We start from the raw sequence: 25,371 nt of genomic DNA on the forward strand, positions 1-25,371 counted from the left end.
TCGCAATATTTCATGCCGAGCAAGCGAACTAGCCCAGTTTTTCCGCACGATGAACTTCATGCAGCAACCCGTTTTGCGGGCCGCCCTAGTGACAAATGCAAGATCAATGCATGCGTACTACATCGTTGTCGGACCAAGTAAAAATAGCCACTTTGCTATTTCTGGGGCTATTTTATACTGAAGCCCACGGAACGACGCCTGTGCTCAATGGTAATAAGCTAACAACTCATGAGAATGTTTGGCATGGAAATACAGCAAAATAGCCGCCAAACCAACTATGATCATAGTGTTATGGGAGTAAACTATCCATAAATTCTGTCCGTAGGGCAACTATTGCGGTGCATCAGGAATTTGTAAGAAATTGCTACGTGTTGCACAGAAACGACACATTGCGCACCAATTCGACACATTGTTGCCCCAAAGGAGGGAGGCAAAAGCGTGTGGAGACAGACATGGAACGCATGAGCCAAACTAATAAAGCGCTATATGCAGTGCGGGTTCAGCGCGCGGCGGACCGTTTTAGATAGCGCATCATGGCGCCCAGCACCGGCAGCTTTTCGTATAACTCCTCGGCCGCGTCCCAGTAATCGCGGTGCAGCACGACCTTGCCATCGGCATCGAAGCGCACATGCGTGGCGCCGCGTATCACGTGCGGCTGCTCCGGCCAGCGCACGAACCGGAACTGCATCTCCCACGTCAGGAACGCCTGGTCGCCCCGTCCCATATGCTCGAGCACGATAAAACGCGGATCGCGCAAGCGCTTGAACATGTGCTCGAACACTTTGATGATGGCCGCGTGTCCCCGGATGTCGTTGAACGGGTCCTTGAACGCCGCGTCGGCCGCGTAAACATCCACGATTCCCGGCACGGTCGCCGGCGTCAGCGTCTCGTACAGCACAATCAAACGATGCAAAGCGATGTGCCTGTCGCTCATAATCGTGTCACCTTGGCGATGAGCCAGAAATACACACGATACGGCAGCAGCCGCGCGAACCGTAGCGTGTTGGTGAACTTCCTCGGAAAATGAATATGGAACGCGCCGCGCTCGACGCCGCGCACCAACTCCCACGCGGCGTCGGCCGGCCGCATCAATCCCGGCATCGGAAAATCGTTGCCCTTGGTAAGCGGCGTATCGACGAAGCCCGGATTGATCAGATACACGCCGATACCCTTTGAATGCAGGTCGAAATACAGCGACTCGGCCAGGTTGATCAGCGCCGCTTTGGTCGGCCCGTAGACCAGCGCCTTCGGCAAGCCGCTGTATCCGGCCACCGAACTGACGATGCCGACGCCGCCGCCGCCCTGCCGGATCAGCATGGGCAGCACCGGCGCCAGGCAATTGAAGACGCCGCGCAGATTCAGATCGATCAGCTGATTTGCCTGCTCCAGGTCGAAACTGTCGGCGCGCATTTCGTTGTAGCCGCCGGCCACCAGCAATACCAGGTCGATGCGCGGCCAGCTGGCGAGGATATCGTCGCGCGCGCGCGCCACGCTGGCGTGGTTGGTGACATCCAGCGCCACCGCCAGCGTCCTCGGCGCGGCATCGGCGTCGGCGGCCGCCAGATCGTCCAGCGCCTGCTGCCGCCGCGCCGACAACGCCACATGCGCGCCCTTCTCCAGCAGCAGCCGGGCGGTGGCCGCGCCGATGCCGGTTGACGCGCCGACGATCCAGACATATTGGTCGGCCCAGTCTTCGATGATGTGGTTCATCGCCATCATCGCACCTGGTCGGAGCGGCGGTTGAACACCACCGTCAGGCTGCCCAGCCCGAAATTGAACTTGCTCATCTGCGCGCGGTTGAGCATCACGCGGTCGTCGATCAAATACATCCAGTCGTCGAAATCGACGTTATAGACCTTGTCGCCGACCGGCAGCGCCAGCACGTACTGCAAGCGCATCGCGTTGCCCGAGACCTCCACCTTCGCCTCGCCCACGACGTCCGGCGCGGTGCCGACGTAGCGGCCTTCCGATGTCTTGCGCAAGGTCCAGACGCGCCGTTGCTTGCTGCCGTCCGAGTAGACGAATTCCTCGTCGAGCGTGCCGACATCGCCGTTCCAGCTGCAGCGCATCAGCACCGTGAAGCGCTTCTCCACCGTGCCGGCGCGGTCCTGGAACATGCCATGGACGTCGAGCGTGCCGTTGAAGTAGCGCTGGATATCGAGCTTGGGCGTCTGCTGCGCATAGTGGTCGGGCTGCACCGGCAGCGAGCAGCCGTTCAACAGGAAGGCGCAGGTCATCGCCGCAGCGGCGCAAAGGCGGGTTAGTTTCATTGTGTGGTCTCCAGTTCAGCAATCGCGTAGCGGCGCGCGCCATAACAGCGCGGCCGCGATCAGTTTTAAACAGCAAGGCAGCAGCGCATAGGCGAACGACAGCGCGCCCAGGCCCTGCTGCGTGCCGGGCGTATAGCCCAGCCATTCGAGCACCGGCAAGGCGACACCGGCCGCCAGCGCCAGCGTCATTTGCACGCCCCAGTTCCAGACGCCGAAATAGGCGGCCTCGCGGCGGCCGCTGTCGCCGGCGCTGGCGATGACGCCGGCCAGCAGCGCCGGCGGCAGCGCCAGGTCCGCGCCCAGCGCCAGGCCGGAAATGGCGCAGATGACGCCGAACGAAACGGCGTCGCCAGGGCCCAGCCAGAACGCCCAGACGAAGACGGCGGCCGTCAGCAGCATGCTGGCGACCCAGGCGCGGGCCTCGCCAAGGCGCCGCGCCGCCAGCGGCCAGGCGGCCATCGACGCGGCCGCGCTGGCGAAGTACAGCAACAGGAACAGGCCGGCGTTGGACCCGAGCTTCAGACGGTCCTCGGCGAAAAACAGGAATAGCGTGGCGGGTATCGACGCGGCGACGCCGTTCACCATCAGCACCAGGAACAGCGCGCGGAAACGGCGCTGTTTGAACGGCGCGGCCAGTTCGGCAAACCGTAAAGGAACCGCCGCCAGGTCCCCGACCGGACGGGGAGACCGGGGCGGTTGCGGCGCCTTGTACAACAGGCACGCGGCGCCCGTTAGCAAGGAGGCGGCGAAGGCATAGCTCAACGCATCGTAATTGAAGACGGCGGGCAGCACGGCGGCCGTCATCACGCCGAGCAAACCGCAGCTCTCGCGTACCGCCGCCAGCCTGGAGCGCTCGCCAGGCAGCTGGGTCAACGCGGCGCCCCAACTTTGATGGGCGATGGTGGCGAGGCTGAAGCCCGTGTACACCAGCATCAGCGACAGCAGGAACCAGCCCAGCGCCGGCGCGCCTGTCAGCGACGGCGGATGGAACAGCATCGTGTAGCCGACGATCAGCAGCGGCAGCGCAATCAGCACCGAACGGCGGTAGGCGCCGCCGGCGCGCGTGATCCACCAGCCAAGCAGCGGATCGATGAACGCCGCGACCGTGCGCGCGGCCAGCAGCGCGGCGCCGATGACGGCCAGCGTCAACGCGCCGCGCTGCGCGTAAAACTGCGGCACGTAGACATAGATGGGCAGCGCCAGCATCGCCAGCGGCAGGCCGAACAAACCGTAATACAGCATCGCCACCAGCGACAGCGATGGCGGACGCACGGCTGCGTCCCCGGTTTCGGCGGCCGTCCCGGCGCCCGCTGGATCGGGATTCACGATCTGGGCGCGGCGTCGCGCAGCAGCGCCTCGCGCAGCTTGGGCGCGGTGGTGGCGGAATCGAGCCAAATACCGAAGAACGCCTGCGCGAACGCCGGATCGGCCACCGTCGCCAGCGGCTTGCCGTCGCGGTAAAAGCGTATGCCCTCGCCCGGCAGGAATAGCCCGCTCAAGCGGCTGCCCTCCTTCACATCCGGGAAAATCGCCAGCATCTTTTCCAGCCAGGCGGCGCGCTGCGCCGGGCTGCCGGCGCCGATCTTTTCCATCTGCGCGGCGCTGGCCTCGGCGATCCGGCGCCCGTCGAGTTCTCGCGCGTAGCGCAGATCGAGCACGTACGGCGCGGCGTCCCGCGCAGCCGTCCGGTATCCCTTGGGGCCGACCCACAATTCGGCGGTGTAGATCGACAGCCCGAAATAGGTGAACACGCCCTGCCCCGACAGCCGCGCGGCGCCCAGCTCACGCTCCACGTGGGCCGGCGCCTCCACCGCCCGAACAGTCTGCGCGGCCGCCAGCATCGGCGCGCACAGCGCCGCCAGGGCCAAGCACCAGGATCGCAACGCCGCGCGCACCCTCAATCCTTCACCAGCGTGAACTGCATGACGTCGGTGTTCCCGGCGCGGAAGGCAGCCTCGCAATAGGCCAGATAGAACTCCCAGGTCAGCATGAAGCGCTGGTCGAAGCCCTGCGCTTCCACCTCGATGCGCCGGGCCAGGAAGCTGGCGCGCCACTGGCGCAGCGTGTCGGCATAGTCGATGCCGAAGCAGAATTCGTCCACCACCCGCAAGCCGTGCAAGGCGGCCTGGCGCCGGAACTCCGACGGCGACGGCAGCATCCCGCCGGGGAAAATATACTGCTGAATGAAATCGGTGCCCTTGCGATAGCGCTCGAACAAGCGGTCGTCGATGGTGATGGTCTGGATGCAGGCGCGCCCGCCCCGCTTCAGGTTGCGCGCCACGCAGGCGAAGTAGCTAGGCCAGTAGCTCTCGCCGACCGCCTCGAACATCTCGATCGACGCGATGGCGTCGAACTGGCCGTCACAATCGCGGTAATCGCACAACTGCAAATCGGCCAGCGCGGCCAGTCCAGCACCGGCCAAGCGCTGCTTCGCATAACCCAGCTGCTCGGTCGACAGCGTCAGGCCGGTGACGTGCGCCTGCGCCTCGCGCGCGGCCGTCTCGGCAAAACCGCCCCAGCCACAACCGATTTCCAGCACCCGCGCGCCCTGCCCCAGGTTCAAGGCGCCGACGATGCGTCGGTACTTGGCCAGTTGCGCGGTGGCCAGGTCGCCGCCGTCGCCGTCGCGGAAGATCGCGCTCGAATACGTCATCGTCGGGTCCAGCCATAACTGATAAAACGCGTTGCCGATATCGTAATGGGCATGGATGTTTTTGCGGCTGCCGGCGCGCGAATTACGGTTCATCAGATGCTTGAGGCGATACAGCAGGCTGCCCCACCAGCTGCCGTAGACCAGCTGCTCGAATTCGTCGCGGTTGCGTATCAACAGTTCGACCAGACCGCTCAGGTTATCGGTCTTCCAGTCGCCGTCGATGAACGCTTCGGCAAAGCCGATATCGCCGGAGCGCATGGCCGCGCCGAATAGCGTCCAGTTCTTCAGTTGCAGTGCGATCGGAAAGGAGCCGTCGCCGAACACCTCGACATGGCCGTCGGGCCGCTGCAGCAGCAGCGCGCCATGCTTCAGGCGCCGCAGCATCTTGAGGATCACCCGGGCGGCGGGCGGCGTCTGGCCGCCGTGCGCGGGTGCGTGGGTGGCCGATGGCGTGGACAAGGGCGCTGCCGCAGTGGCGAGGGATTCTGTACTCATCGTGATACCTTCTGTTGAGGCGGTAGTGGTTTTGAAAAGAATGGCACGCGCTTGAGCCAAAGCCTGGCGGCCTGCCAATGGATGCGGACGATCACACCGATGGTCATCAGCGGATACGTGAAAAAGGCGCGCGCCGTGTTGCGGTTATCCAGCGGCGCGGCGCGGCCGGACAGGCTGGTTTCGATCAGCGGTCCGTCGCCGTCGTCGTGATCGATACTGGCCAGCGTGTGTTCCTGGCCGGCGTGCGGGCCGGCGCCGCGGCGGCCCCAGAAGAAGCGGAAGCGGTAGCCGCCGCGCACATCGCAAAACGGCGACACGTGGAAGATCTTGCGCGCCGCCAGTTCCTCGCCGACGCCGATGGCGCCGCCGTTCTCCAGCAGGTAGCAGTGCCGCTCACCGAACGTATTGTGCACATCGGCGACGATGGCGCGCAGCGTGCCGTCGGCGCGATGGCAGAACCAGAACGAGACGGGATTGAACACGTAGCCGAGCACGCGCGGCATGGTTTGCAGCCACACCTCGCCGTCGGCATCGCGCACGCCCTCCGCCGCCAGCAGCCCATCGAGCCATTGCAGCAACGGCTGGATGCCGTCGCCATGGTCGGCGTCGTGGAACGACAGCAGATTAAAGCGGTTGCGCGCGAACAGGCGGCAGCCGAAATCCTGCTGTCCCAGCGTCCGCAGCGGCAGGCGCACAAAGTACATACCGTATTGAAAACCATGGCGCACGGGCCGCAAACGCTGATGCCGCACCTTGCCGAAACAAAGCTGCGGCGCGGCCGGAGGTTCTGTAAGCTCAGGCGGCATGGGAGGCCAAGGTGATCTGCTGCGCGCGCGCGGCGATGGCCGACGCCACCGCCAATCCGGACTTCAGGCCATCCTCATGGAAGCCGTAGCCGGTCCAGGCGCCGGCGAACCATACGCGGTTGCGGCCCTGTATGCCCGGCAGGCGCTGTTGCGCATGGACCGCCGCCGCGTCGAACACCGGATGGGCGTAGTCGAACTCGCGCAGCACCGTGCGCGGGTCGGGCGGCGTCAGCGGATTGAGCGAGACGATCACCGGCTGCTCGAACGGCAACGGCTGCAGTTTGTTCAGCAGGTAGTGCACGCAGACGGCATGACCGGGCTTGCCGCCCGCTGGTCCATCGCCGCTGCCCTGGTAATTCCACGCCGACCAGGCCTTGCGGTTCTCCGGCAGGCAGCTGGTGTCGGTGTGCAGCACCGCACGATTGGCCTGGTAGCCGACAGCCGACAGCACGCCGCGTTCCTCGTCGCTGGCGTCGGTCAGCATCGCCAGCGACTGGTCGCTATGCGTGGCCAGCACAACTTCATCGAACAGCGCATTCCCCTGCGCCGAGCGCAATGCCACCCCGTTCGCGGTGCGCGCGATCGCCGTCACCGGCGTATTCAGATGCCGCTGCGGTATGCCGGCCAGCAGGCGCTCGACATACTGGCGCGAGCCGCCGCGCACGGTGCGCCATTGCGGCCGGTCGTTGACCTGTAGCAGTCCGTGGTTGTGGCAGAACTGGACAAAACTGGTCAGCGGGAAAGCGAGCATCTGTTCGGATGGGCAAGACCAGATACAGGCCGCCATCGGCAACAGATACCAGTTGCAAAACTGTGCGCTGTAACCCTGCGCATCAAGGTATGATCCCAGTGAAACTTGAGGCGTGGCCCCCGGCGCTTGCGCCAGCGCCGTCGCTTCCTGATTGAAACGCAGGATGTCGCGCAGCATGCGCAGGAAAGCCGGACGCAACAAGTTGCTTCGCTGACAGAATACCTGGTCCAGATTGCCGCCCGCCCATTCCAGCAGCCGGCCGCCAACCGGCAGCTTGATGGAAAAACCCATGTCGCTGTCGGCCGTGTCCACCTGCAGTTCGGCGAACAGCGCGGTCAGATTGGGATAGGTATGGTGATTAAATACAAGGAAACCGGTGTCGACACCATGGGTTTTACCACCGAAAGTTACATCCACCGTATTACTATGGCCGCCGAAATACCCTCCAGCCTCGTACAAAACCACCTCATGACCGCCCTGAACCAGGCGATACGCGCAGGAGAGGCCGGAAATTCCGCTGCCAACAACAGCTATTTTCATTATTTTCCACCGTTACAAAATATTTTGTCCAGGACAACTCATGGGCAAAGGCGATAATCTGTTAATTAGTTCTCAATGTCAACTGCATGTCGTGGACAAGCTCATCAGCAAGGCTTATACGCACCGAAAGGAGCTTTGGATGTGGAAACTTTTGAGCGCAAAACGAAGGTAAAATGCAGGTCGCGCCGGATCAGAACCGCTTCCAGCGCAGTGCACCCCGACCCTGTGCCAACACATGCGACTGCCGCAGAACGGCAATTGCTAAAGATTCTCTAATGACAACTACCGTTTCTTCACAACCAGTTCCGAGCACGATCAGCGACGTCGAGCGAGACACCGGCGTTGCCAAGGAAACCCTGCGGGTTTGGGAACGTCGCTATGACTTTCCGCAGCCGCTGCGCGATCCTAATGGCGAACGTGTCTATCCGATCGAGCAGGTGCAAAAGCTGCGTCTGGTCAAACGGTTGATCGACCTCGGCTATCGTCCGGGCAAAGTGATCCAGTTCAGCGCCGAGGAATTGCAGACGCTGACCGGCCAGGCCACCGGCGGCGCCAACGGCCCGTCGCTGCCACCGCCCGAGCTGCAGCGCTATCTCGACTTGTGCAAAACGCATCAAATGGAAGCGCTGCGGCGCCAGTTGTCGCAGGCCTTGCTGATGATGGGCTTGAAGAGTTTCGTCATCGACCTGGTGGCGCCGCTGACAACGCTGGTCGGCGACGCCTGGGCCAGCGGCCAGCTGGCCACCTTCGAGGAACACTTATATACAGAGTCGCTGACGGTGGTGATGCGCAGCGCCATCTTCGCCATGCCGCAGGCGGCCGCCAGCAACCTGGGCGCGCCGCGCATCATGCTGACCACCATGCCGCAGGAGCGCCACGGGCTGGGGCTGCTGATGGCGGAAGCCATGTGCGTGGCCGAAGGGGCGCACTGCATCTCGCTGGGCGTGCAAACGCCGCTGCTCGACATCGTCGAGGCGGCGCGCGTGCAGCGGGTCGACATCATCGCGCTGTCGTTCTCGGTGGCGATGAATCCGCGCCAGGCGCTTGACGGCCTGGCCGAGCTGCATACCCGCCTCAACGGCAGCGTCGAACTGTGGGCCGGCGGCAGCAACACTGCGCTCAAACGGCGCCGTCCGCCCTATGTGCGGGTGTTCGCGCTGTCCGACATCACCGCCGCCATCGCCGAATGGCGCATGCGCAACGCCAACGTCGCGACGGGCTGAAAAAGTTGTCAATCCGGTAGCGGCCCACGGCCGCCCGGCCGCGCTCTGGTAAAATAGCCGCATTTCCCCGTGTCCGGCGCTGCCGGGCATCAGCTTGAAGCGCCCCCAACCACATATCCATGTTTAGTTTCTTCAAGAAAAAAACTGTCGCCCCCGAGGCGCCAGAGGTCCAGATCCCCGCGCCGGCGCCAGTCGCCAGCCCTGCTTTCAGCCCCGATCCCGTTGCCGATGCCTACGTTTCCGAGCCGCTGATGGCCATCGAGGAACCGGCACAAAAACAGTCGTGGATGACGCGGCTGAAGGCCGGCCTGTCCAAAACCTCCAATAACCTGTCACTGCTGTTTGTCGGCGCCAAGATCGACGACGACCTGTACGACGAGCTCGAGGCGGCGCTGCTGATGTCCGACGCCGGCGTCGACGCCACCGAATACCTGCTCGACGCGCTCAAGCAAAAGGTCAAGGACGACAAGCTGCTCGACGCCGCCGCCGTCAAGACCGCGCTCAAGCAGCTGATGGTCGAACTGCTGACGCCGCTCCAGCGTCCGTTCGAACTGGGCCGCCACCAGCCGATGGTCATGATGATCGCCGGCGTCAACGGCGCCGGCAAGACCACCACCATCGGCAAGCTGGCCAAACACATGCAATCGAACGGCCAGTCGGTGCTGCTGGCGGCCGGCGACACCTTCCGCGCGGCCGCCCGCGAGCAATTGATGGTCTGGGGCCAGCGCAACAACATCACCGTCATCTCGCAAGCGTCGGGCGACCCGGCCGCCGTCTCGTTTGACGCGGTGCAGTCCGGCAAGGCGCGCGGGCTCGACGTGGTCATGATCGACACCGCCGGCCGTCTGCCGACCCAGCTGCACCTGATGGAAGAGTTAAAGAAGGTGCAACGCGTCATCGGCAAGGGCATGGACGGCGCACCGCACGAAACGCTGCTGGTTATCGACGGCAATACCGGGCAAAATGCGTTGGCGCAAGTGAAAGCTTTCGACGACGCCCTGAAACTGACCGGTCTGGTGATCACCAAACTGGACGGCACCGCCAAGGGCGGCGTGCTGGCGGCCATCGCCCGCGTGCGTCCGGTCCCGGTGTATTTCATCGGCATCGGCGAAAAAATCGAAGACCTGCAGCCGTTCGTGGCCGCCGAGTTCGTCGATGCGTTGCTCCCATAACCGCTCGGATAATCCCCAGATAACCACTATTACATGATCGAATTCCGGAACGTCTCGAAACAATACTCCCCCGACGCGATGGCGCTGCGCGACATCTCGCTGACGGTAGAAAAAGGCGAACTGGTGTTTCTTGCCGGCCCCTCGGGCGCCGGCAAATCCACGCTGTTGAAGATGATCGCGGCCGTCGAGCGGCCCACTTCCGGCCATGTGATCGTCAACGGCCAGGACATCGCGCGCATCAAGCCGGCCGCCGTGCCGTTTCTTCGCCGCAATCTCGGTCTGATCTTCCAGCAACAACGCCTGCTCAACGACCGCACCATCCTTGCCAATGTCATGTTGCCGCTGCTGGTGACGGGCGCCTCGCACCACCAGGCCGAGCAACGCGCCCGCGCCGCGCTCGACAAGGTCGGCCTGGCCGACCGCGCCAATTCGCAGCCGCTGGCCCTGTCCGGCGGCGAGCAACAGCGCGTGTCGATCGCGCGCGCCATCGTCAACCGGCCGCAAGTGATCCTGGCCGACGAACCGACCGCCAACCTCGACCGTGCCAGCGCCAACAAGGTGCTCGATGCGCTCAAGGCCTTCCACTCGGTCGGCGTCACCTGCCTGATATCCAGCCACGACGAGCAAATGCTCGATTCGGCCGCGCGTGTCATCTACCTCAATCAGGGTCAACTGGAGGTGGCGGCATGACGTACTGGTTCCGCCAACATCGTTACGCGCTGTCCGCCGCGCTGGTTCATCTGCGCCGCTCGCCGGGCAGTTTCCTGTTCAACATCATCGTCGTCGCGATCGCGCTGGCCTTGCCGTTCACCGGCGTGACCCTGCTCGACAACGTGCGCCCGATGTCCGAGCAGCTGTCGGTCGATCCGGAAATCAGCGTCTTCGTCAAACAGGACACGCCGCGCGACCAGGCCGAAGCGCTGGCCGTGCAGCTGCGCCAGGCGCTGCCGGACAAGCAAGCCAAGATCATCTTCACCCCGCGCGAAAAAGCGCTGGAAAGCATGCGCGAAAAGAGCGGCCTGGCCGATGTGCTGACCACCTTGGGCGAAAACCCGTTGCCGGACAGCTATGTGCTCAAGCTGGACGCTTTCCGCCTGGCGCAGTCCGGCGGCGACGTCGATCACCTGGCCGAGCAGATCCGCGCCCTGCCCGGCGTCGACACCGTGCAGGTCGACTCGGCGTGGGTCAAGCGCCTGGCCGCGTTGCTGAATATTTTGCATCTGGGACTGCTGTTGCTGGCAGTTACGCTCGGCACCGTGGTGGTGGCGGTCATCTTCAACACCATCCGCCTGCAGGTGATGACACAGCGCGAGGAAATCCTGGTGTCCAAGCTGATCGGCGCGACTGACAGCTTCATCCATCGGCCTTTCTATTACACGGGCGCGCTGCTGGGCCTGTGCGCTGGCGGACTGGCGTTGGGCGCGGTGGCGCTGGCGTTGCGTCCGTTGAACACTGCGATTGCCGAATTTGCAAGACTATACGCATCCGAATTCCAGCTGACGCCGCTGCAACCGCCGATGATGGCTGGCTTGCTGGCGCTTTCCGCCGGCCTCGGCTTGATCGCCGCGCTGCTGTCGGTGCAACGCCACCTGTCCCGCCTGAATTAATTGCTGAGTTAATTCTGTCCGCCTTTCCGTGCGCCCGCGCACGGAAACGGTCTTCGCACCCGCCTACGATGGACCCATCTCCCCGGTACTTCATTAAGTCAGGCCTAAGCTCCATCGTGCATGCTTGATTAATCAAAAGCCATTGCCCAGTCGAACCCGATAGTATTTTCCCTATCGTGGCGATAAATATAAGGTGATTGGCACTCACCCGAGGAGAGTGCTAATATATGAAATCTGCAAAGTTATCGACACTCTGCGGAAATGGCAATTTTGCACTATTTAAGTAAATTTCCGTCTTATGGCCCCAGCCCATCGAGACTTGGTAATCTTCGAGCGAAGGAATGAAAATGACTATGATGTCCGCACCTGCCGCGTTGGTCCCCACCAACAAGGGCGCTTTAGGACTCGGGTTCACTGGCAACCTGGGGAACCTGGACGCCTATATTTCCGCCGTCAACCGCCTGCCGATGCTGACGCACGATGATGAAATCTCGCTGGCCAAGCGCCTCAAGGAAAACAACGACCTGGGCGCCGCGCAAGAGCTGGTGTTGTCGCATCTGCGTCTGGTGGTGTCGATCGCCCGTGGCTATCTGGGCTATGGCTTGCCGCACGCCGACCTGATTCAGGAAGGCAATATCGGCCTGATGAAAGCCGTCAAGCGTTTCGATCCCGACCAGGGCGTGCGTCTGGTGTCGTATGCGATGCACTGGATTAAAGCCGAGATGCACGAGTACATCCTGAAAAACTGGCGCCTGGTCAAAGTGGCGACGACGAAGGCACAGCGCAAGCTGTTCTTCAACCTGCGCAGCCACAAGACCGGCCTGGACGCGATGAGCCCGGCGCAGATCGACAACCTGGCCAAGCTGCTGGATGTCAAACGCGAAGAAGTGATCGAGATGGAAACCCGTCTGAGCGGTCGCGACATCGCGCTGGAATCGCCGAACGACGACGAGGACGACAAGTTCGCCCCGATTGCCTACCTGTCGTCCGAGCAGAGCGAGCCGACCCGCGTGCTGGAAGCGGAGCAAGTCACCCGTCTGCAATCGGAAGGTCTGGAGCAAGCGCTGGGCAAGCTGGACCCACGTTCGCGCCGCATCGTCGAAGCGCGCTGGCTGGCCAACGACGACGGCTCCGGCGCCACGTTGCACACGCTGGCGGACGAGTTCGGCGTATCGGCAGAGCGCATTCGCCAGATCGAATCGGCCGCGCTGAAAAAAATGAAAGGCTCGCTGGCCGCCTACGTGTAAGACGTGGAGGTCGGAGCAAAAAAAGCCGCGCGGTGCGAACTGCGCGGTTTTTTTATGTGCACTCAGCGAACCATCAAGCCATCTGCTCTGACCAAACGTGATAAAGACACTCTTCTCAAATACTGGCGGCCTTGGCATCTAACAGGCTCTAGTTGCGCTTTTCTGATCGTTTAACAGCGTTAAGAACAGCCTCACGCATTAAATTCTTATCGCGGCTGGTCTTAACATCCGGCTCGCGAATAATCTGGCCGGTCGCCGTGTGAATAAACATCCCGAAATAGGCTAGACCGCCGACGCCAGAGCCTTGGTCAACAACTCCGCCACCAACTGATTCATATCAAGGCTACGTTCCGTGGCCTGCGCATTCAACTGGGCCACCAAATCGCTATTCAGCTTCACCGCAAAGGGCACCAGGCCAGCCGCCTGATCGCGCCGGCGCTGCTCGCGCTTGTCGACCACCTCGGCCACTTTGCCAAAGGTCGCAGCGCTCGGCCCGGCCATCTTGCCCATCAATTTTTTGGCATCACTCTTCGCCAGGCCAGTTTTTTTCATGTCTTTAATCCAAAAATAATTCAGAGCAGACATTCTACGCAGCTTATCCAACCCGCGTGGCCATTATTGAGCAAACCGTGGCGGCATGCGGTTCGTGCGCCGTCAAAATGATACTTTTGCTAAGCTAACGGCCACTTTGCATTCAAGAGGTCGCACATGATGAAGACAATACTGCGGCAGCTGATCGTTCTGCCCTTGCTCATAGGCGCCATGGCCATGCTGTACGCCTGTGGCACCGCCAACGGCCGCGCCACCGCCGGCGCCGGCGCCAACAAGCCGTTCAACGCCACTTACGTGCTGCAACAAGGCGCCAGCGCCGTGATCACCCAGGCCGCCACCCAAGGCATCGCCGGCGGCGCCGCCGCGCCCACCGTCAGGCTCGAGCGCGTCAACGACAGCCGTTGCCGCACCGGCGCGGTGTGCGTCTGGGCCGGCTACATCAGCTACAGCTTTACCCTGACCAAGGCCGATGGCACCACCAGCAACTTCGTGCTGTCAGATAGCATGCCCAACGGCAAACCCAGCGTGACCCAGGACGGTCTGACCTTTGCCCTGGCCGGCGTCGAACCGCAGGCGGTGCCCGCCAAAAATGAAGCAGCGCCGGATTATCGGGTAAGCTTGAGAGTGAGCAATACGCCACCCTCAGACCCGACACCGCGCCCTTCATGACACCTCAAACTCGTCCCGCCCGCACCGTCTTACTTTCCGCCATTGTCATCACACTGGTCCTGCCGTCCACGGCATGGACCAAAACCCCGGTCGCCACCGGCACCGGCGGCGCCGTCGCGACGATCAGCGAACCGGCGTCGAAGGCCGCGCTGGCCATCCTCAACCAGGGTGGCAACGCCATCGACGCGGCAATCGCGGCCGCCGCCACGCTGGGCGTCACCGATCCTTTCAGCTGCGGCATCGGCGGCGGCGGCTTCATGGTGATCTATCTGGCCAAGGACAAGCGCGTCATCACCATCGACCACCGCGAGACGGCGCCAGCCGGCTTCACGCCGACCGTGTTCCAGGAAAACGGCGCGCCGATGAAGTTCGAGACGGTGCGCGACAGCGGCATGTCGGTCGGCGTGCCGGGCACGGTGCGCGGCTGGCACGAGGCGCTGGACCGCTACGGATCGATGACGTTCAAACAGGTGCTGGCGCCGGCCATCGCTGTCGCCACCAACGGCTTCACGGTCAGCGAGAATTTCTCGCGCATGGCGGGCGAAAACAAAGCCAAGTTTGCCATGTTCCCCGCCACCGCCGCGCTGTACCTCAAAAACGGCGAGGCCGTCGCGGCTGGCGGCACATTGCGCAATCCAGACCTGGCCAAAGCGTATCGCGAATTGGCCGCCGGCGGCGTCAAGGCTTTCTACTCCGGCAAAATGGCGCGCGCCGTGGTCGACGCGGTCAACCGGCCGGCCACCGCGTCCGGTGTGCGAGTCCGGGGCGGAAACATGACCCTGGCCGATCTGGCCAACTACGAAGCGCGCCTGCGCCAGCCGGTGCACAGCACCTATCGCGGCTACGACATCTACGGCATGCCGCTCCCCGGTTCGGGCGGCATCGCCATCGCCGAGGCGCTCAACATCCTCGAAGGCTACGATCTGAAGTCGATGCCGCGCGCGCAGGCGGAACACCTGTATCTGGAAGCGAGCCGCCTGGCCTTCGCCGACCGCAACGCCTATCTGGCCGATCCCGAATATGTCGACGCGCCGGTCGCGGGCTTGCTGAGCAAGGACTACGCCGCGCAGCGCCGCCAGCAGATCGATCTGGCGCAGGCGCGCAGGCCGGCGGCGGCCGGCGATCCGTACGCCTTCCAGTTCGATCAGAGCGTGCCGTTGCGACCCGTTACCTTCGTCAAGTTGCTGAAGGAAAGCGCGCACACCACGCACCTGACGGTGTCCGACAAGGATGGCAATATCGTCGCCTACACCTACACGATCGAGGACTGGGGCGGCAGCGGCATCGTGGTGCCGGGCTACGGCTTCCTGCTCAATAACGAGATGACCGATTTCGATTTCTCCGGCCCGCATCCCAACGTGCCGGAGGCTGGCAAGCGGCCACGCAGCAGCATGTCGCCCACGCTGGCGTTCAAAAAAGGCAAGCCGGCGTTCTCCATCGGCAGTCCGGGGGGCGCGACCATCATCACCACCGTGCTGCAGACGATAGTCAACCACGTCGACCTGGGCATGACCATGCCGGACGCGTTGAACGCGCCGCGCCTGTCCGAGCGCAATGGCGAGGCGACCGATGTGGAGCCTGGCTTCCCCGGCAGCGCGCAGGCCACAGCGCTGGAAAAAAGCGGGCAGCGCTGGAGCGCCACGCCGGAGGAAATCGGCGCCGCCAATGCGCTGGTGTTCAATCCGGACGGCACCGTGACCGCCGTCAGCGAAGGCCGACGCCACGGCGTCGGCAGCGCGCTGGTGCAGAAAAAACCACACTAAGCCGGGGTTAAGTTTTTCACCACATGATGGCGTCTCCCCCACCATACACCAATCGGAGACGTGATGAACAAATGGCTGCGCGCGAATAAAGGCTTTCTGATGTTCCTGATGCTGTTCGGGATCTTCCGCACCGCCGTCGCGGACTGGAATCCGATCCCGTCCGCATCAATGCGCCCCAATCTGCTCGAGGGCGATGTCGTCTTCGTCAATCGCCTGGCGTACAACGTCAAGGTGCCGCTGACCGACATCGTGCTCGGCGCCACCGGTGATCCCAAGCGCGGCGACATCGTCACCTTCTCCTCGCCGAAAAACGGCACCCGCCTGATCAAGCGTATCATCGCGCTGCCCGGCGACCGCGTGGAGATGCGCAACGAGCGCCTGGTCATCAACGGCCTGCCGGCCGACTATGCGCCCATCGGCACCGCCACAGAAACGCTCGCCGGCGTTGGCGACGTCGATGCCGTGCGCCTGGGCGAATCGCTTGGCGGCGACGGCGGCGGCCACGCGATCCAGATCCTGCCGCAAGTGATGGCGCGGCGCGACTTCGCCGCACTCACCGTCCCCGCAGGCCAGTACATGATGTTGGGCGATAACCGCGACAACAGCGAGGATTCGCGCTACATCGGCCTGGTGCCGCGCGCGCTGCTGATCGGCCGCGCCGAACGGGTGCTGGCGTCGGCCGACATCAAGGGCAACTGGCTGCCGCGCACCGAACGCTTTGGCATGAGTCTCTACAAGGCGCCATAGCCGGTCGCCGATCGTGGCCTGTCACAGGTGCTACGACCAATGCTATGATGGATATCAACTTCTTAACATTGCGCCCGCCGTGGCCGCTAGCAACCCATGATCGAATTCCAGGGCCTGTCTAAAACCTACGGCGGCTTCGACGCCGTCAAACCGCTGTCGATGACCGTCCGGCGCGGCGAAGTGTTCGGCTTCCTCGGTCCGAATGGCGCCGGCAAGACCACCACCATCCGCATGATGATGGGCATCCTCGTTCCCAGCGGCGGCAAGGTGGTCATCGACGGCCTCGATTGCCACGCCGAGGCGACCGAAGTCAAACGCCGCGTGGGCTACCTGCCCGATACGCCGATTTTCTACGACTACCTGCGCGGGCGCGAAATCCTGCAATTCGTCGGCGAGATGCACGGCTATTCGCACGGAGAGGCGGCCGAACGTGCCGCGCGCCTGATCGCCGAATTCGGCCTGCAGGAAGCCGGCGAGGACTACGCCGTCAACTACTCGCTGGGCATGAAGAAGCGGCTTGGCCTGGCCTGCGCATTGATCCACGAGCCGTCGGTGCTGATCCTCGATGAACCGATCAACGGCCTCGATCCGCGCGCCTCGCGCGAAGTGCAGGAGCGCCTGCTGGCGGCGGCCGCACAAGGCGTCACCATCTTCGTCTCCACCCACTTGCTGGACATGGCCGAGAAGCTGTGCGACCGCGTCGGCATCATCCATCGCGGCGAGCTTGCGGCCACCGGCACGCTTGACGAAATCCGCGCCAAGGCCGCCACCAGCGGGTCGCTCGAAGATGTCTTCCTGAAGATCACCGACGAAGCCGGCGCAGAGACGCCACAATGATGCGGCAACCGACGGCGCCGCGCGCCATCTGGCTGATGGCGAAGATGCGCCTGACGCGCCAGTTCAACCAGATCATGGCCAGCGCCATGTTCAACCGCTTCAAAAAGAAAAATACGCGCGACGGCATCGCCGCAAAGCGCGGCAACATGTGGATACTGACGCTGGTGGTGGCGCTGCTGTTTTCGTTCTCGTTCGGCAGCCTGGCGCGCACGGTGATCGTCAACATGCAGTGCCAGCTGGTGGAGACCAGCGCGTGCCCGAGCGTGGACAAACAGGGGCAGCGGCATGTGGACGTCGAGATCGCGGCCGGCGAACTGCATGCGGGGCCGTTCGATCCCACGCTGCTCAACGGGCTGACCATGGAGCTGACGATCCTGTTCGCGGTCGCGGTGCTCCTGCCGCTGGGCAGCAAGGAAATGGCGCAGCCGGACTGGGATCTCGAATGGCTGGTCACATTGCCGATCAAACGCTCCACGTTGTTGTGGGGACGCCTGCTCGAACGCAGCGCCAGCAACAGCGCCGGCATCGTCGCCCTGACGGCGCCCTACGTGATGATTGCCTGGTACTCCGGCTTCAAATGGACCGCGCTGCCGATCGCGCTGCTGGCCACCGCGCTGCTGCTGCCGCTGGCGGCGCTGCTGCACACCCTGGCCGACACCGGCCTGCGCATGTGGCTTCCGGCGTCGCAGTTGCGCAATCTGCAGGCGGTGGCCTCGCTGTTCAACATGCCGCTGATCTATCTGGTCATGGCGTTGGGCATGCCGCGCGCCGACGGCTTCGCGATGCAATGGGCAGCCGGCTTCCCGGCCTGGATAATCTGGACGCCGCCGGGCGTGGCGCTGCAAGCGATACAGGCGCAGACCTTGTCGCAGCTCGGGTCCGCCGCCGCGCTGCTGCTGGCGCAGTTGCTGGTGCTGTTGTGGAGCGGCGTCGCGCTGATGCGCTATCAACTGCGTAATGGCGTGGTCGGTTCCAGCTCGCGCGAGAGCACGCGCGGCAAGGTCGCCGCCGCCAAGGCTCCTGCGCGCGCTTTGTCGGCGATCGGATCGCTGCTGTCGACCATCCAGCGCCGCGAGCTGCGCTTGCTAAGCCGCGACCGCAACTTCCTGGTGCAAACGCTGCTGCTGCCGGTCATTATCGTCGGTAGCCAGATCGTTTTCAACGGGACGCTGAACAGCATGGGAGAGCTGGGCCAGCACCACACCATGGCCGCCGCGATCGCGTTCGGCATCGGCGTGTATGTGCTGATGCTGTCGGCGTTCCAGACCCTGAACAACGAAGGCCACGTGCTCTGGCTGCTGTACACCGTGCCGCGCTCGATGGAGAGCGTGTTGAAGGAAAAGGCCAAGCTGTGGGGCGTGCTGGCGATGACCTATCCGCTGATCGTACTGGCGTTCACCGCCATGCATACCGACGTGTGGGACTGGCGCGCACTGGTGCTGGCGCTGACGGTGCTCGCCGGTATTCCGATCTACTCGATGATCGCCGTCTCGCTCGGCGTGTTCGCCTGCGACCCCACGGCGGTGGAAGTGCGCACTCGCGTGCGGCCCACCTACGCCTATCTGTACATGCTGTTGGCGAGCTTTTATACCTGGTCGATCTACAGCGACAACTGGGCGCAGCGGCTGATAACAATGGTGTTAACGGCGTCCTTCGCGCTGGCCCTGTGGCAGAAAGCGCGCGACGCCCTGCCCTACCTGCTCGATCCCGCCGCAGCGCCGCCGGCACGCGTGTCGACCTCTGACGGCTTGATCGCCGCCACCGCCTTTTTCATCATGCAGGGCATCCTGGTGCTGCTGCTCGCGACTGACGCCCGGGCGCCGGGGCTTGATGTCATCACGCTGGCCTTCGGCTTGTCCGGCCTGGTGGTCTATGCGCTGGTGCGGCTGATTTACTGGCGCAGCAAGACGGCGAACGTGCCGGTGATATGGCGCGGCATCCGGCTGGGCGCTTCGCTGCGGGATGCCGCAGTCGCCATCGCCGTCAGCTGCGCGGTCGCTTTCGGCTATCTGTACGCATTGAAGCACTCGTCGCTGGCGGGACTGCTGCCGGCACTTCCGCAGGCTCCGGACACGCGCGTATGGCTGTTCGCGCTCACCGTGCTGGCCGCCCCGCTGTGCGAGGAGTTCATCTTCCGTGGTTTGATTTTCGGGGGGCTACGACGTTCGATGCCTGCCGCGCAGGCCATCGTCATCAGCGCGGCGGTCTTCGCGGCGGTCCATCCGACCTTGTCGCTGTTGCCGGTGTTCGTGCTGGGACTGTGTACGGCATGGGTCTATGAGCGCAACAAGACGCTGCTGGCGCCGATGCTGGTGCACGCGGCCTACAACGCCGCGATGGTCGCGAGCCAATTGTAAATACAGCCGCACGGCCGCGAAGCGTGGCAGGAATTGACTGTTTAATGGCATTCTGCCAGCCATGCCACCTTCGATAATGCCTGACCAACAACCGTCAGGGAATATCATGCGCACTTTGTTTTTACTTGTCCTGCTGATCGGCCGCATGGCCCTCGCGGGGGAAATCGATCCCTACCAAAACCGTTTCGGTCGCGACAAGCCGGTGATTGCCGTCATCGCCGAAAACCACGGCACCGAACTAACCGACTTTGTCATCCCCTATGGCGTCATCTCCCGTTCGCGCTCCGCCGAACTGGTGGCAGTGGCCACGCAGGCCGGTCCGGTGAAGATGCTTCCGGCACTGAGCATCAATCCGCAGGCGACGATCGATGAATTCGACGCCCGCTACCCGGATGGTGCCGATTACCTGATCGTGCCGGCCGTCTCAAAGTCCAGCGATCCCGCCCTGCTGGCATGGGTCGCGGCGCAAGGCGCCAAAGGTGCGACCGTGGTTAGTATTTGCGACGGCGCGCTGGTGGTTGCCAACAGCGGCTTATTCAAGGGCCGGCGCGCCACCGGGCATTGGGCCACTGAATCCTACCGAAAAGAGCGCTATCCGGATACGCAATGGCTCAGCAATGTTCGCTACGTGGCCGACGGCAAAGTGGTTTCCAGCGCCGGCGTAAGCGCCGCCATGCCGACCGCGCTGGCGCTGGTGGAGGCGATCGCCGGCCGTGAGCTCGCCGCGGACCTGGCGCGGCAGATCGGTGCCGGCGACTGGGGCACGGCCCACGACAGCGACATCTTCAAGCCCCGCCTGGGCACCAACCTGGGGGCGTACATCACCGGCTACACGAATCAATGGTTCCACGGGATCGACCAGCTTGGCCTGCCGGTGGCGGCGGGTGTCGACGAGATCGCGCTGGCCTACACCGCAGACGCCTGGTCGCGCAGTAAACGCAGCAAAGTCCACGCTGTGGCGGCGGACGGCCTTCCGGTGCCTACCCTGAACGGCTTGGCGCTGCTACCGGACGGCGCCGGCGTCGCAGGCCTGCGAATGCTGCCGCCGCTGTCGACCACCACCCCGCCCGGCACAGCGCTGGACGAGTCGCTGGACGCGATCGCAAAACGTTATGGCCCCGGCACGGCGAAGCTGGTGGCGCTCGAATTCGAATACCTCCTCGCGAGCGCGCCTTCGCCGCACGCGATCACGCTACACTGACCATCATGAACATGTCCTTACCAAGAAACACGCTGCGCGTCGTGCTGCTCGCCTACGACGACATGAATCTGCTGGATCTATGCGGCCCGCTGCAAGCGTTGGCGACAGCCAGCAAACGCCGTCCCGACAACGAACCGGCCTTGTACGAAACCATCGTCGCTTCCGCCGACGGTGGCCTGATCACCACCAGCGCCGGATTGCCGGTGGCGACGGTGTCCATCGCCACGCTCGACGGCGTCGCCATCGACACGCTGATCGCGCCCGGTGGCTGCAAAGGCCAGCAATTCAACGCCTCGCCCGCGCTGGTGAACTGGATCGCGCTGCGGGCACCGCATGTGCGCCGCCTTTGCTCCGTTTGCACCGGCGCTTTCCTGCTGGCCGCCGCCGGCCAGCTCGAAGGCCGGCGCGCGGCCACGCATTGGGAATGGGCGGAGCGCTTGCGTGACAGCCACCCGCGCATCGATGTCGACGCCGATAAGATCTTCGTCAGGGATGGTTCGGTCTGGACCTCGGCCGGCGTCAGCGCGGGCATCGACCTCACGCTGGCACTGATCGAGGAGGATTACGGCCACCAAATCGCCATCGAAACGGCGCGCCAACTGGTGGTGTTCATGAAGCGCACCGGCGGGCAATCGCAATTCAGCGTGCCGCTGGCGGCGCAGTCGCACGAAGGGGGACGTTTCGACGAGTTGCACGCCTGGGTCGCCACGCACCTGCACGAATCGTTGACGGTGGACCGCCTGGCCGAGCAGGCCGGCATGTCGGCGCGCACTTTCGCGCGGACCTATGCCGCCCAGTCGGGACGCACGCCGGCAAAGATGGTGGAAGCGATGCGGCTGGAAGCGGCCTGTCGCGCGCTGGAGAAAACCGCGCTGCCATTGAAGACGATCGCGGCCAACACGGGATATGTGGAAGAGCAGAATTTGCGCCGCGTGTTCCAGCGGCAGTTGGGCGTGAGCCCCGGCCAGTACCGCGACCGGTTCTCATCCCACGCCGCCAACGGCGCCTGATTCCCGATCAGTCCTGGTAGCGTGGACCGACGGCGGCGAAACCGCCGCCCTGATAAACGGTCGCCAGGTCATCGGCGGCCGGGTACACGCCGGTGTCCGGGAACTTGTCGGAGAACTGCACCGAGCTGTCCTTCGGCACGTAGCCCAGGTGCGCGGCCTTGCTGTTGTCCCACCAGCTGGCCGGGTTGGCCGACGCGCCGAACAAAATGGTATGGCCGACGCGCGGCGTGAACAGCGAGCAGCGCAGCGCCTCTTCCAAATCGTCATAGCTCAACCAGGTCACCAGCATGCGCGGGTTGGCAGGTTCCGGGAACGACGAACCGATACGCAGGCAAACCGTCTCCAGGCCTGTGCGGTCGTAGTAGTAACGCGACAGCGACTCGCCGAAGCATTTGCTCACGCCATAGAAGCTGTCCGGGCGGGTCGGGCTGTCGGCGTCGATGTAATCGGTCCACTTGTAGTAGCCGATGGTGTGGTTCGAGCTGGCGAAGATGATGCGCTTGGTGCCGTGCTTGTGCGCCGCCTCATACAGGTTGTAGGTGCCGAGAATGTTCGCCTGCATGATGTTTTCAAACGTGTTCTCGGTCGAGATGCCGCCGAAGTGCAGGACCGCCTCCACGCCTTCGAGCAGCTTCATGACGGCTGCCTTGTCGGCCAGGTCGCACTGGATGATTTCCTCGCCCTCGCGCGCTTCGCCCATGTCGGCGATATCGGACAGCACCACCACATCGGCCCATGGCTTGATGCGGTCGCGCAAAACCTTACCCAGGCCGCCGGCGGCGCCGGTCAGCAGCAATCGTTTGAATGGCTTACTCATTGTTATATGTCTCTCGTTCGGTTTTTATTGAAGGATTATCGTTGAGTGTAAATCGGTGATCAGGTCACCGGCGCCGGGTTGAAGAGCACAAGCGCGTTATGCAGCTTCCACTTCTCGGCCCAGGTTTCGCGGCCGCTGGCCACGTCCAGTATCAACTGGAACATCTCCCAGCCGACATCGGCGATGGTGGCCTCGCCGCTGGCGATGCGGCCGGCGTTGATGTCCATCAGATCGTGCCAGCGCTTGGCCAGGTCGTTGCGGGTGGCGACCTTGATCACCGGGACTTCGGCCAGGCCGTACGGCGTGCCGCGGCCGGTGGTGAAGATATGCACATTCATGCCGGCGGCCAGCTGCAAGGTGCCGCAAATGAAATCGCTGGCCGGCGTGGCGGCGTAGATCAGACCTTTTTGCGTCAGCTTCTCGCCTGGCGACAGCACGCCGGAAATGGCGCTGCTGCCGGATTTGACGATCGAGCCCATGGCCTTCTCGACGATGTTCGACAGGCCGCCCTTCTTGTTGCCGGGCGTGGTGTTGGCGCTGCGGTCAACGCCGCCGCGCTGCAGGTAGTTGTCGTACCAGGCCATCTCGCGGATCATGGCGTCGGCCACTTCGGGCGTCGCCGCGCGCGAGGTCAATTGGTCGATACCGTCGCGCACCTCGGTCGTCTCCGAGAACATCACGGTGGCGCCGGCGCGCACCAGCAGATCGGTGGCGAAACCGACGGCCGGATTGGCGGTCACGCCGGAGAAAGCGTCGCTGCCGCCGCACTGCACGCCGACCACCAGCTCCGAGGCCGGTACGGTTTCGCGCTGGCGCTTGTTCAGGTTGGCCAGGTTGGCCTCGGCCTGCTTCATGATCGAATCGATCATCGACATGAAGCCGACGTGTTGCGCGTCCTGCAGGCACACCAGCGCCGGCTCGTTGCCGCCGCCGTTCTGGATCGGAATCGACCCTTTCGGGAACAGGCGCGTTGGCTGCAGCTTCTCGCAACCGAGGCTGACGACCATGGCCTGGCCGCCGAAGTTCGGATTGAGCGTGATATTGCGCAGCGTGCGGATCGGGATCATCGCACCCGGGGCGTCGATCGCCACGCCGCAGCCGTAGGTGTGCTCCAGACCCACCACGTCGTCGACGTTAGGGTACTTGGGCAGCAGTTCTTCCTTGATGCGCTTGACGGCGAATTCCACCACGCCCGCTACGCATTGCACGGTGGTGGTGATGGCCAGGATGTTACGCGTGCCGACGCTGCCGTCCGGATTGCGGAAGCCCTGGAAGGTGTAGCCCTCGAGCGCTTCGCCCGGCGGTTGCAAACGGGTCGAAATTGGCAGGTTGACCAGTTCGCGCGCGTCCGGCATCTGCACATTCTGCTCGTTGAGCCAACTGCCGGCCGGCAGGTCGTGGGCGGCAAAGCCGATGGTGACGTTATAGCGGATCACCGCTTCGCCCTTGGCGACGGCGCGCAGCGCGACCTTGTGCCCTTGCGGGACCGCTTCCAACAAGGTCAAGCCGTCGGCGAATACGGCGCCGGCGGGCAGGCCGCCGTCGTTGACAACAATGGCGACGTTGTCGTTGTCGTGCATGAGGATGTAGCGCGGCGTGGCGGCGCTAGTCGGTGGCATCATTCTGGCTTCCTTTCCGGGAGTCTCTGCCCGGCTAACGTTGTTTTTTGGTAGCGTAAATTGGTCAGACCAATTTGGATATTGGCCGGCCAGCGTTCTGTGTGTATCCGGGGCGCCACAAGCTTACAGCCCTGATTCTACCGTGTTTTTAGAGGTTCTTCATCTGGAAAACACGGTCGGAAAGCGGTTACCTGACGAATTTAGTATGACAGCTAAAAATAAATTTGGCTAGTCCACGTTGCCCTTTTGGTCAGACCACCTTAGAATGGCCTGACCAGATGGCAGTATCAAAAACGCCACGACCATAACATTAAGAGACAAGAACGATGCTGAAGAGAACTTTAGCGGCCAACGACGGCACCACTCCGGAGACGCGGTTATACCGTCTCGTGGCCGACCGTATCCAGGAACTGATCCGCGACGAACACATCTCCCCCGGCGAGCGCCTGCCGTCGGAACGCGACCTGGCCACCAAGCTCAGTGTCAGCCGCGCCTCGCTGCGCGAAGCGCTCATCGCGCTGGAACTGGGCGGCGTGATCGAGGTGCGCGGCGGCTCCGGCGTCTACGTCAGCGAGCGCCCCACCCCGGCCGATTTGCCCGAAGCCGGCCCCGGTCCGTTCGAAGTACTGTCCGCGCGCCGCCTGATCGAATCGGAAATCGCCGCCATTGCCGCGCGCGTCGCCACCGATAGCGCCATCGACGCCATCCTCAAGGCGGTCGTCGAGATGGAACAGAACCACTCCAATTATTCAAGCAACGAAGCGGCCGACCGCAACTTCCATATCGCTATCGCGCGCGCCACCGGCAACAGCGCGCTGGTGGGGTCCCTCGACTACCTGTGGGACCAGCGCGGCCGCCTGTGGCACAAGCTCAAAGAACACTTCCAGACCGAGGAACTGCGCCAGGAAACGCTGAAGGACCACCGCCGCATCCTGGAGGCGATCGCCGCCCACGATCCGGCGGCCGCGCGCAAAGCCATGCGCGCCCACCTGGAGCGGGTGACCCGCACGTTCTCGCGCGGTTGACGCGCGGCTG

The 25,371-nt window shown here is 63.6% G+C and carries 24 protein-coding genes; 13 read left to right on the forward strand and 11 right to left on the reverse strand.

The features are described 5' to 3' along the window. Nucleotides 1-499: 499 nt before the first annotated feature. Genes ACZ0BA_RS17700 through ACZ0BA_RS17735 form a run of 8 tightly spaced genes read right to left on the reverse strand, consistent with a single transcriptional unit; the run spans nt 500 to nt 7,515 of the window. Nucleotides 500-934 carry a nuclear transport factor 2 family protein gene (locus tag ACZ0BA_RS17700; RefSeq protein WP_463452529.1) on the reverse strand — a complete coding sequence of 145 codons (435 nt, stop codon included), beginning with the start codon at nt 932-934 and terminating at the stop codon, nt 500-502. After that, nucleotides 931-1,710 carry an SDR family NAD(P)-dependent oxidoreductase gene (locus ACZ0BA_RS17705; RefSeq protein ID WP_463452530.1) on the reverse strand — a complete coding sequence of 260 codons (780 nt, stop codon included), beginning with the start codon at nt 1,708-1,710 and terminating at the stop codon, nt 931-933. Before ACZ0BA_RS17705 ends, ACZ0BA_RS17700 begins: the two co-directional genes overlap by 4 nt. Before the next feature lie 5 nt (nt 1,711-1,715). Further along, nucleotides 1,716-2,270, reverse strand: coding sequence for a DUF3833 domain-containing protein (locus tag ACZ0BA_RS17710; RefSeq protein WP_463452531.1), 555 nt, complete (start codon nt 2,268-2,270; stop codon nt 1,716-1,718). Nucleotides 2,271-2,285: 15 nt separating this feature from the next. Then, on the reverse strand, nt 2,286-3,596 hold the full coding sequence (locus ACZ0BA_RS17715) for an MFS transporter (protein ID WP_463452532.1): 1,311 nt from the start codon (nt 3,594-3,596) through the stop codon (nt 2,286-2,288). After that, nucleotides 3,593-4,165 (reverse strand): chalcone isomerase family protein, encoded by a 573-nt coding sequence (locus ACZ0BA_RS17720; protein WP_463452533.1) that lies wholly within the window; start codon nt 4,163-4,165, stop codon nt 3,593-3,595. The genes ACZ0BA_RS17715 and ACZ0BA_RS17720 overlap by 4 nt, the downstream gene beginning before the upstream one ends. Nucleotides 4,166-4,167: 2 nt before the next feature. Further along, the gene (locus ACZ0BA_RS17725; RefSeq protein ID WP_463452534.1) at nt 4,168-5,418 is read right to left on the reverse strand and encodes a class I SAM-dependent methyltransferase; all 1,251 of its coding nucleotides are present in this window, start codon (nt 5,416-5,418) and stop codon (nt 4,168-4,170) included. Further along, nucleotides 5,415-6,224: a DUF1365 domain-containing protein gene (locus ACZ0BA_RS17730; protein WP_463452535.1), complete on the reverse strand. Its 810-nt coding sequence runs from the start codon at nt 6,222-6,224 to the stop codon at nt 5,415-5,417. The genes ACZ0BA_RS17725 and ACZ0BA_RS17730 overlap by 4 nt, the downstream gene beginning before the upstream one ends. Next, nucleotides 6,214-7,515, reverse strand: a complete 1,302-nt coding sequence (locus ACZ0BA_RS17735) for an NAD(P)/FAD-dependent oxidoreductase (RefSeq protein WP_463452536.1) — start codon at nt 7,513-7,515, stop codon at nt 6,214-6,216. Before ACZ0BA_RS17735 ends, ACZ0BA_RS17730 begins: the two co-directional genes overlap by 11 nt. Before the next feature lie 275 nt (nt 7,516-7,790). On the opposite strand from ACZ0BA_RS17735, the gene ACZ0BA_RS17740 reads away from it, so the two are divergent. The 5 genes from ACZ0BA_RS17740 (at nt 7,791) to rpoH (ending at nt 12,764) form a co-directional block, all read left to right on the forward strand. Next, nucleotides 7,791-8,738, forward strand: a complete 948-nt coding sequence (locus tag ACZ0BA_RS17740) for a MerR family transcriptional regulator (protein ID WP_463452537.1) — start codon at nt 7,791-7,793, stop codon at nt 8,736-8,738. Nucleotides 8,739-8,857: 119 nt separating this feature from the next. After that, nucleotides 8,858-9,910 (forward strand): signal recognition particle-docking protein FtsY, encoded by a 1,053-nt coding sequence (gene ftsY / locus ACZ0BA_RS17745; protein WP_463452538.1) that lies wholly within the window; start codon nt 8,858-8,860, stop codon nt 9,908-9,910. Between the two features lie 33 nt (nt 9,911-9,943). Then, nucleotides 9,944-10,600, forward strand: coding sequence for a cell division ATP-binding protein FtsE (locus ACZ0BA_RS17750; RefSeq protein WP_463452539.1), 657 nt, complete (start codon nt 9,944-9,946; stop codon nt 10,598-10,600). Beyond that, nucleotides 10,597-11,517: a permease-like cell division protein FtsX gene (ftsX, locus tag ACZ0BA_RS17755; protein ID WP_463452540.1), complete on the forward strand. Its 921-nt coding sequence runs from the start codon at nt 10,597-10,599 to the stop codon at nt 11,515-11,517. Before ACZ0BA_RS17750 ends, ftsX begins: the two co-directional genes overlap by 4 nt. A gap of 353 nt (nt 11,518-11,870) precedes the next feature. Continuing rightward, entirely contained in the window at nt 11,871-12,764 is an 894-nt protein-coding gene (gene rpoH / locus ACZ0BA_RS17760) for an RNA polymerase sigma factor RpoH (protein ID WP_463454778.1), read from the forward strand. A 282-nt stretch (nt 12,765-13,046) separates the two neighbouring features. On the opposite strand, the gene ACZ0BA_RS17765 is transcribed toward rpoH, so the two are convergent. Next, nucleotides 13,047-13,316, reverse strand: a complete 270-nt coding sequence (locus ACZ0BA_RS17765; protein WP_463452541.1) for a hypothetical protein — start codon at nt 13,314-13,316, stop codon at nt 13,047-13,049. 156 nt (nt 13,317-13,472) lie between these two features. On the opposite strand from ACZ0BA_RS17765, the gene ACZ0BA_RS17770 reads away from it, so the two are divergent. From ACZ0BA_RS17770 to ACZ0BA_RS17800, 7 genes are all read left to right on the forward strand, one after another. Further along, a complete protein-coding gene (locus ACZ0BA_RS17770) occupies nt 13,473-13,985 on the forward strand; it encodes a hypothetical protein (protein WP_463452542.1) in 513 nt (170 codons plus the stop codon). After that, nucleotides 13,982-15,748, forward strand: coding sequence for a gamma-glutamyltransferase (gene ggt / locus ACZ0BA_RS17775; protein WP_463452543.1), 1,767 nt, complete (start codon nt 13,982-13,984; stop codon nt 15,746-15,748). The genes ACZ0BA_RS17770 and ggt overlap by 4 nt, the downstream gene beginning before the upstream one ends. 63 nt (nt 15,749-15,811) lie before the next feature. Beyond that, complete coding sequence (lepB, locus tag ACZ0BA_RS17780; protein ID WP_463452544.1) at nt 15,812-16,495, forward strand: signal peptidase I; 684 nt, start codon at nt 15,812-15,814, stop codon at nt 16,493-16,495. 96 nt (nt 16,496-16,591) lie between these two features. Then, the gene (locus ACZ0BA_RS17785) at nt 16,592-17,332 is read left to right on the forward strand and encodes an ABC transporter ATP-binding protein (protein ID WP_463452545.1); all 741 of its coding nucleotides are present in this window, start codon (nt 16,592-16,594) and stop codon (nt 17,330-17,332) included. After that, on the forward strand, nt 17,329-19,689 hold the full coding sequence (locus ACZ0BA_RS17790; RefSeq protein ID WP_463452546.1) for a lysostaphin resistance A-like protein: 2,361 nt from the start codon (nt 17,329-17,331) through the stop codon (nt 19,687-19,689). Before ACZ0BA_RS17785 ends, ACZ0BA_RS17790 begins: the two co-directional genes overlap by 4 nt. A 106-nt stretch (nt 19,690-19,795) precedes the next feature. Further along, nucleotides 19,796-20,890, forward strand: a complete 1,095-nt coding sequence (locus ACZ0BA_RS17795) for a DJ-1/PfpI family protein (protein ID WP_463452547.1) — start codon at nt 19,796-19,798, stop codon at nt 20,888-20,890. A gap of 11 nt (nt 20,891-20,901) precedes the next feature. Then, nucleotides 20,902-21,900, forward strand: coding sequence for a GlxA family transcriptional regulator (locus tag ACZ0BA_RS17800; RefSeq protein WP_463452548.1), 999 nt, complete (start codon nt 20,902-20,904; stop codon nt 21,898-21,900). 7 nt (nt 21,901-21,907) lie between these two features. On the opposite strand, the gene ACZ0BA_RS17805 is transcribed toward ACZ0BA_RS17800, so the two are convergent. After that, nucleotides 21,908-22,717, reverse strand: a complete 810-nt coding sequence (locus tag ACZ0BA_RS17805; protein WP_463452549.1) for an NAD-dependent epimerase/dehydratase family protein — start codon at nt 22,715-22,717, stop codon at nt 21,908-21,910. A gap of 59 nt (nt 22,718-22,776) precedes the next feature. After that, complete coding sequence (gene garD / locus ACZ0BA_RS17810; RefSeq protein ID WP_463452550.1) at nt 22,777-24,339, reverse strand: galactarate dehydratase; 1,563 nt, start codon at nt 24,337-24,339, stop codon at nt 22,777-22,779. Between the two features lie 323 nt (nt 24,340-24,662). On the opposite strand from garD, the gene ACZ0BA_RS17815 reads away from it, so the two are divergent. Next, complete coding sequence (locus ACZ0BA_RS17815; RefSeq protein WP_463452551.1) at nt 24,663-25,361, forward strand: FadR/GntR family transcriptional regulator; 699 nt, start codon at nt 24,663-24,665, stop codon at nt 25,359-25,361. The last annotated feature ends 10 nt before the right edge of the window (nt 25,362-25,371 follow it).

Source organism: Duganella sp. AC917 (assembly GCF_979258245.1).

What these genes read in the sequence shown, in the direction of transcription:
- ACZ0BA_RS17700 (WP_463452529.1), bottom strand. Translation starts at nt 934, where the DNA reads ATGAGCGACAGGCACATCGCTTTGCATCGTTTGATTGTGCTGTACGAG.
- ACZ0BA_RS17705 (WP_463452530.1), bottom strand. Translation starts at nt 1,710, where the DNA reads ATGAACCACATCATCGAAGACTGGGCCGACCAATATGTCTGGATCGTC.
- ACZ0BA_RS17710 (WP_463452531.1), bottom strand. Translation starts at nt 2,270, where the DNA reads ATGAAACTAACCCGCCTTTGCGCCGCTGCGGCGATGACCTGCGCCTTC.
- ACZ0BA_RS17725 (WP_463452534.1), bottom strand. Translation starts at nt 5,418, where the DNA reads ATGAGTACAGAATCCCTCGCCACTGCGGCAGCGCCCTTGTCCACGCCA.
- ACZ0BA_RS17730 (WP_463452535.1), bottom strand. Translation starts at nt 6,224, where the DNA reads ATGCCGCCTGAGCTTACAGAACCTCCGGCCGCGCCGCAGCTTTGTTTC.
- ACZ0BA_RS17735 (WP_463452536.1), bottom strand. Translation starts at nt 7,515, where the DNA reads ATGAAAATAGCTGTTGTTGGCAGCGGAATTTCCGGCCTCTCCTGCGCG.
- ACZ0BA_RS17740 (WP_463452537.1), top strand. Translation starts at nt 7,791, where the DNA reads ATGACAACTACCGTTTCTTCACAACCAGTTCCGAGCACGATCAGCGAC.
- ftsY (WP_463452538.1), top strand. Translation starts at nt 8,858, where the DNA reads ATGTTTAGTTTCTTCAAGAAAAAAACTGTCGCCCCCGAGGCGCCAGAG.
- ACZ0BA_RS17750 (WP_463452539.1), top strand. Translation starts at nt 9,944, where the DNA reads ATGATCGAATTCCGGAACGTCTCGAAACAATACTCCCCCGACGCGATG.
- ftsX (WP_463452540.1), top strand. Translation starts at nt 10,597, where the DNA reads ATGACGTACTGGTTCCGCCAACATCGTTACGCGCTGTCCGCCGCGCTG.
- rpoH (WP_463454778.1), top strand. Translation starts at nt 11,871, where the DNA reads ATGATGTCCGCACCTGCCGCGTTGGTCCCCACCAACAAGGGCGCTTTA.
- ACZ0BA_RS17765 (WP_463452541.1), bottom strand. Translation starts at nt 13,316, where the DNA reads ATGAAAAAAACTGGCCTGGCGAAGAGTGATGCCAAAAAATTGATGGGC.
- ACZ0BA_RS17770 (WP_463452542.1), top strand. Translation starts at nt 13,473, where the DNA reads ATGATGAAGACAATACTGCGGCAGCTGATCGTTCTGCCCTTGCTCATA.
- ggt (WP_463452543.1), top strand. Translation starts at nt 13,982, where the DNA reads ATGACACCTCAAACTCGTCCCGCCCGCACCGTCTTACTTTCCGCCATT.
- lepB (WP_463452544.1), top strand. Translation starts at nt 15,812, where the DNA reads ATGAACAAATGGCTGCGCGCGAATAAAGGCTTTCTGATGTTCCTGATG.
- ACZ0BA_RS17785 (WP_463452545.1), top strand. Translation starts at nt 16,592, where the DNA reads ATGATCGAATTCCAGGGCCTGTCTAAAACCTACGGCGGCTTCGACGCC.
- ACZ0BA_RS17790 (WP_463452546.1), top strand. Translation starts at nt 17,329, where the DNA reads ATGATGCGGCAACCGACGGCGCCGCGCGCCATCTGGCTGATGGCGAAG.
- ACZ0BA_RS17795 (WP_463452547.1), top strand. Translation starts at nt 19,796, where the DNA reads ATGCGCACTTTGTTTTTACTTGTCCTGCTGATCGGCCGCATGGCCCTC.
- ACZ0BA_RS17800 (WP_463452548.1), top strand. Translation starts at nt 20,902, where the DNA reads ATGTCCTTACCAAGAAACACGCTGCGCGTCGTGCTGCTCGCCTACGAC.
- ACZ0BA_RS17805 (WP_463452549.1), bottom strand. Translation starts at nt 22,717, where the DNA reads ATGAGTAAGCCATTCAAACGATTGCTGCTGACCGGCGCCGCCGGCGGC.
- garD (WP_463452550.1), bottom strand. Translation starts at nt 24,339, where the DNA reads ATGATGCCACCGACTAGCGCCGCCACGCCGCGCTACATCCTCATGCAC.
- ACZ0BA_RS17815 (WP_463452551.1), top strand. Translation starts at nt 24,663, where the DNA reads ATGCTGAAGAGAACTTTAGCGGCCAACGACGGCACCACTCCGGAGACG.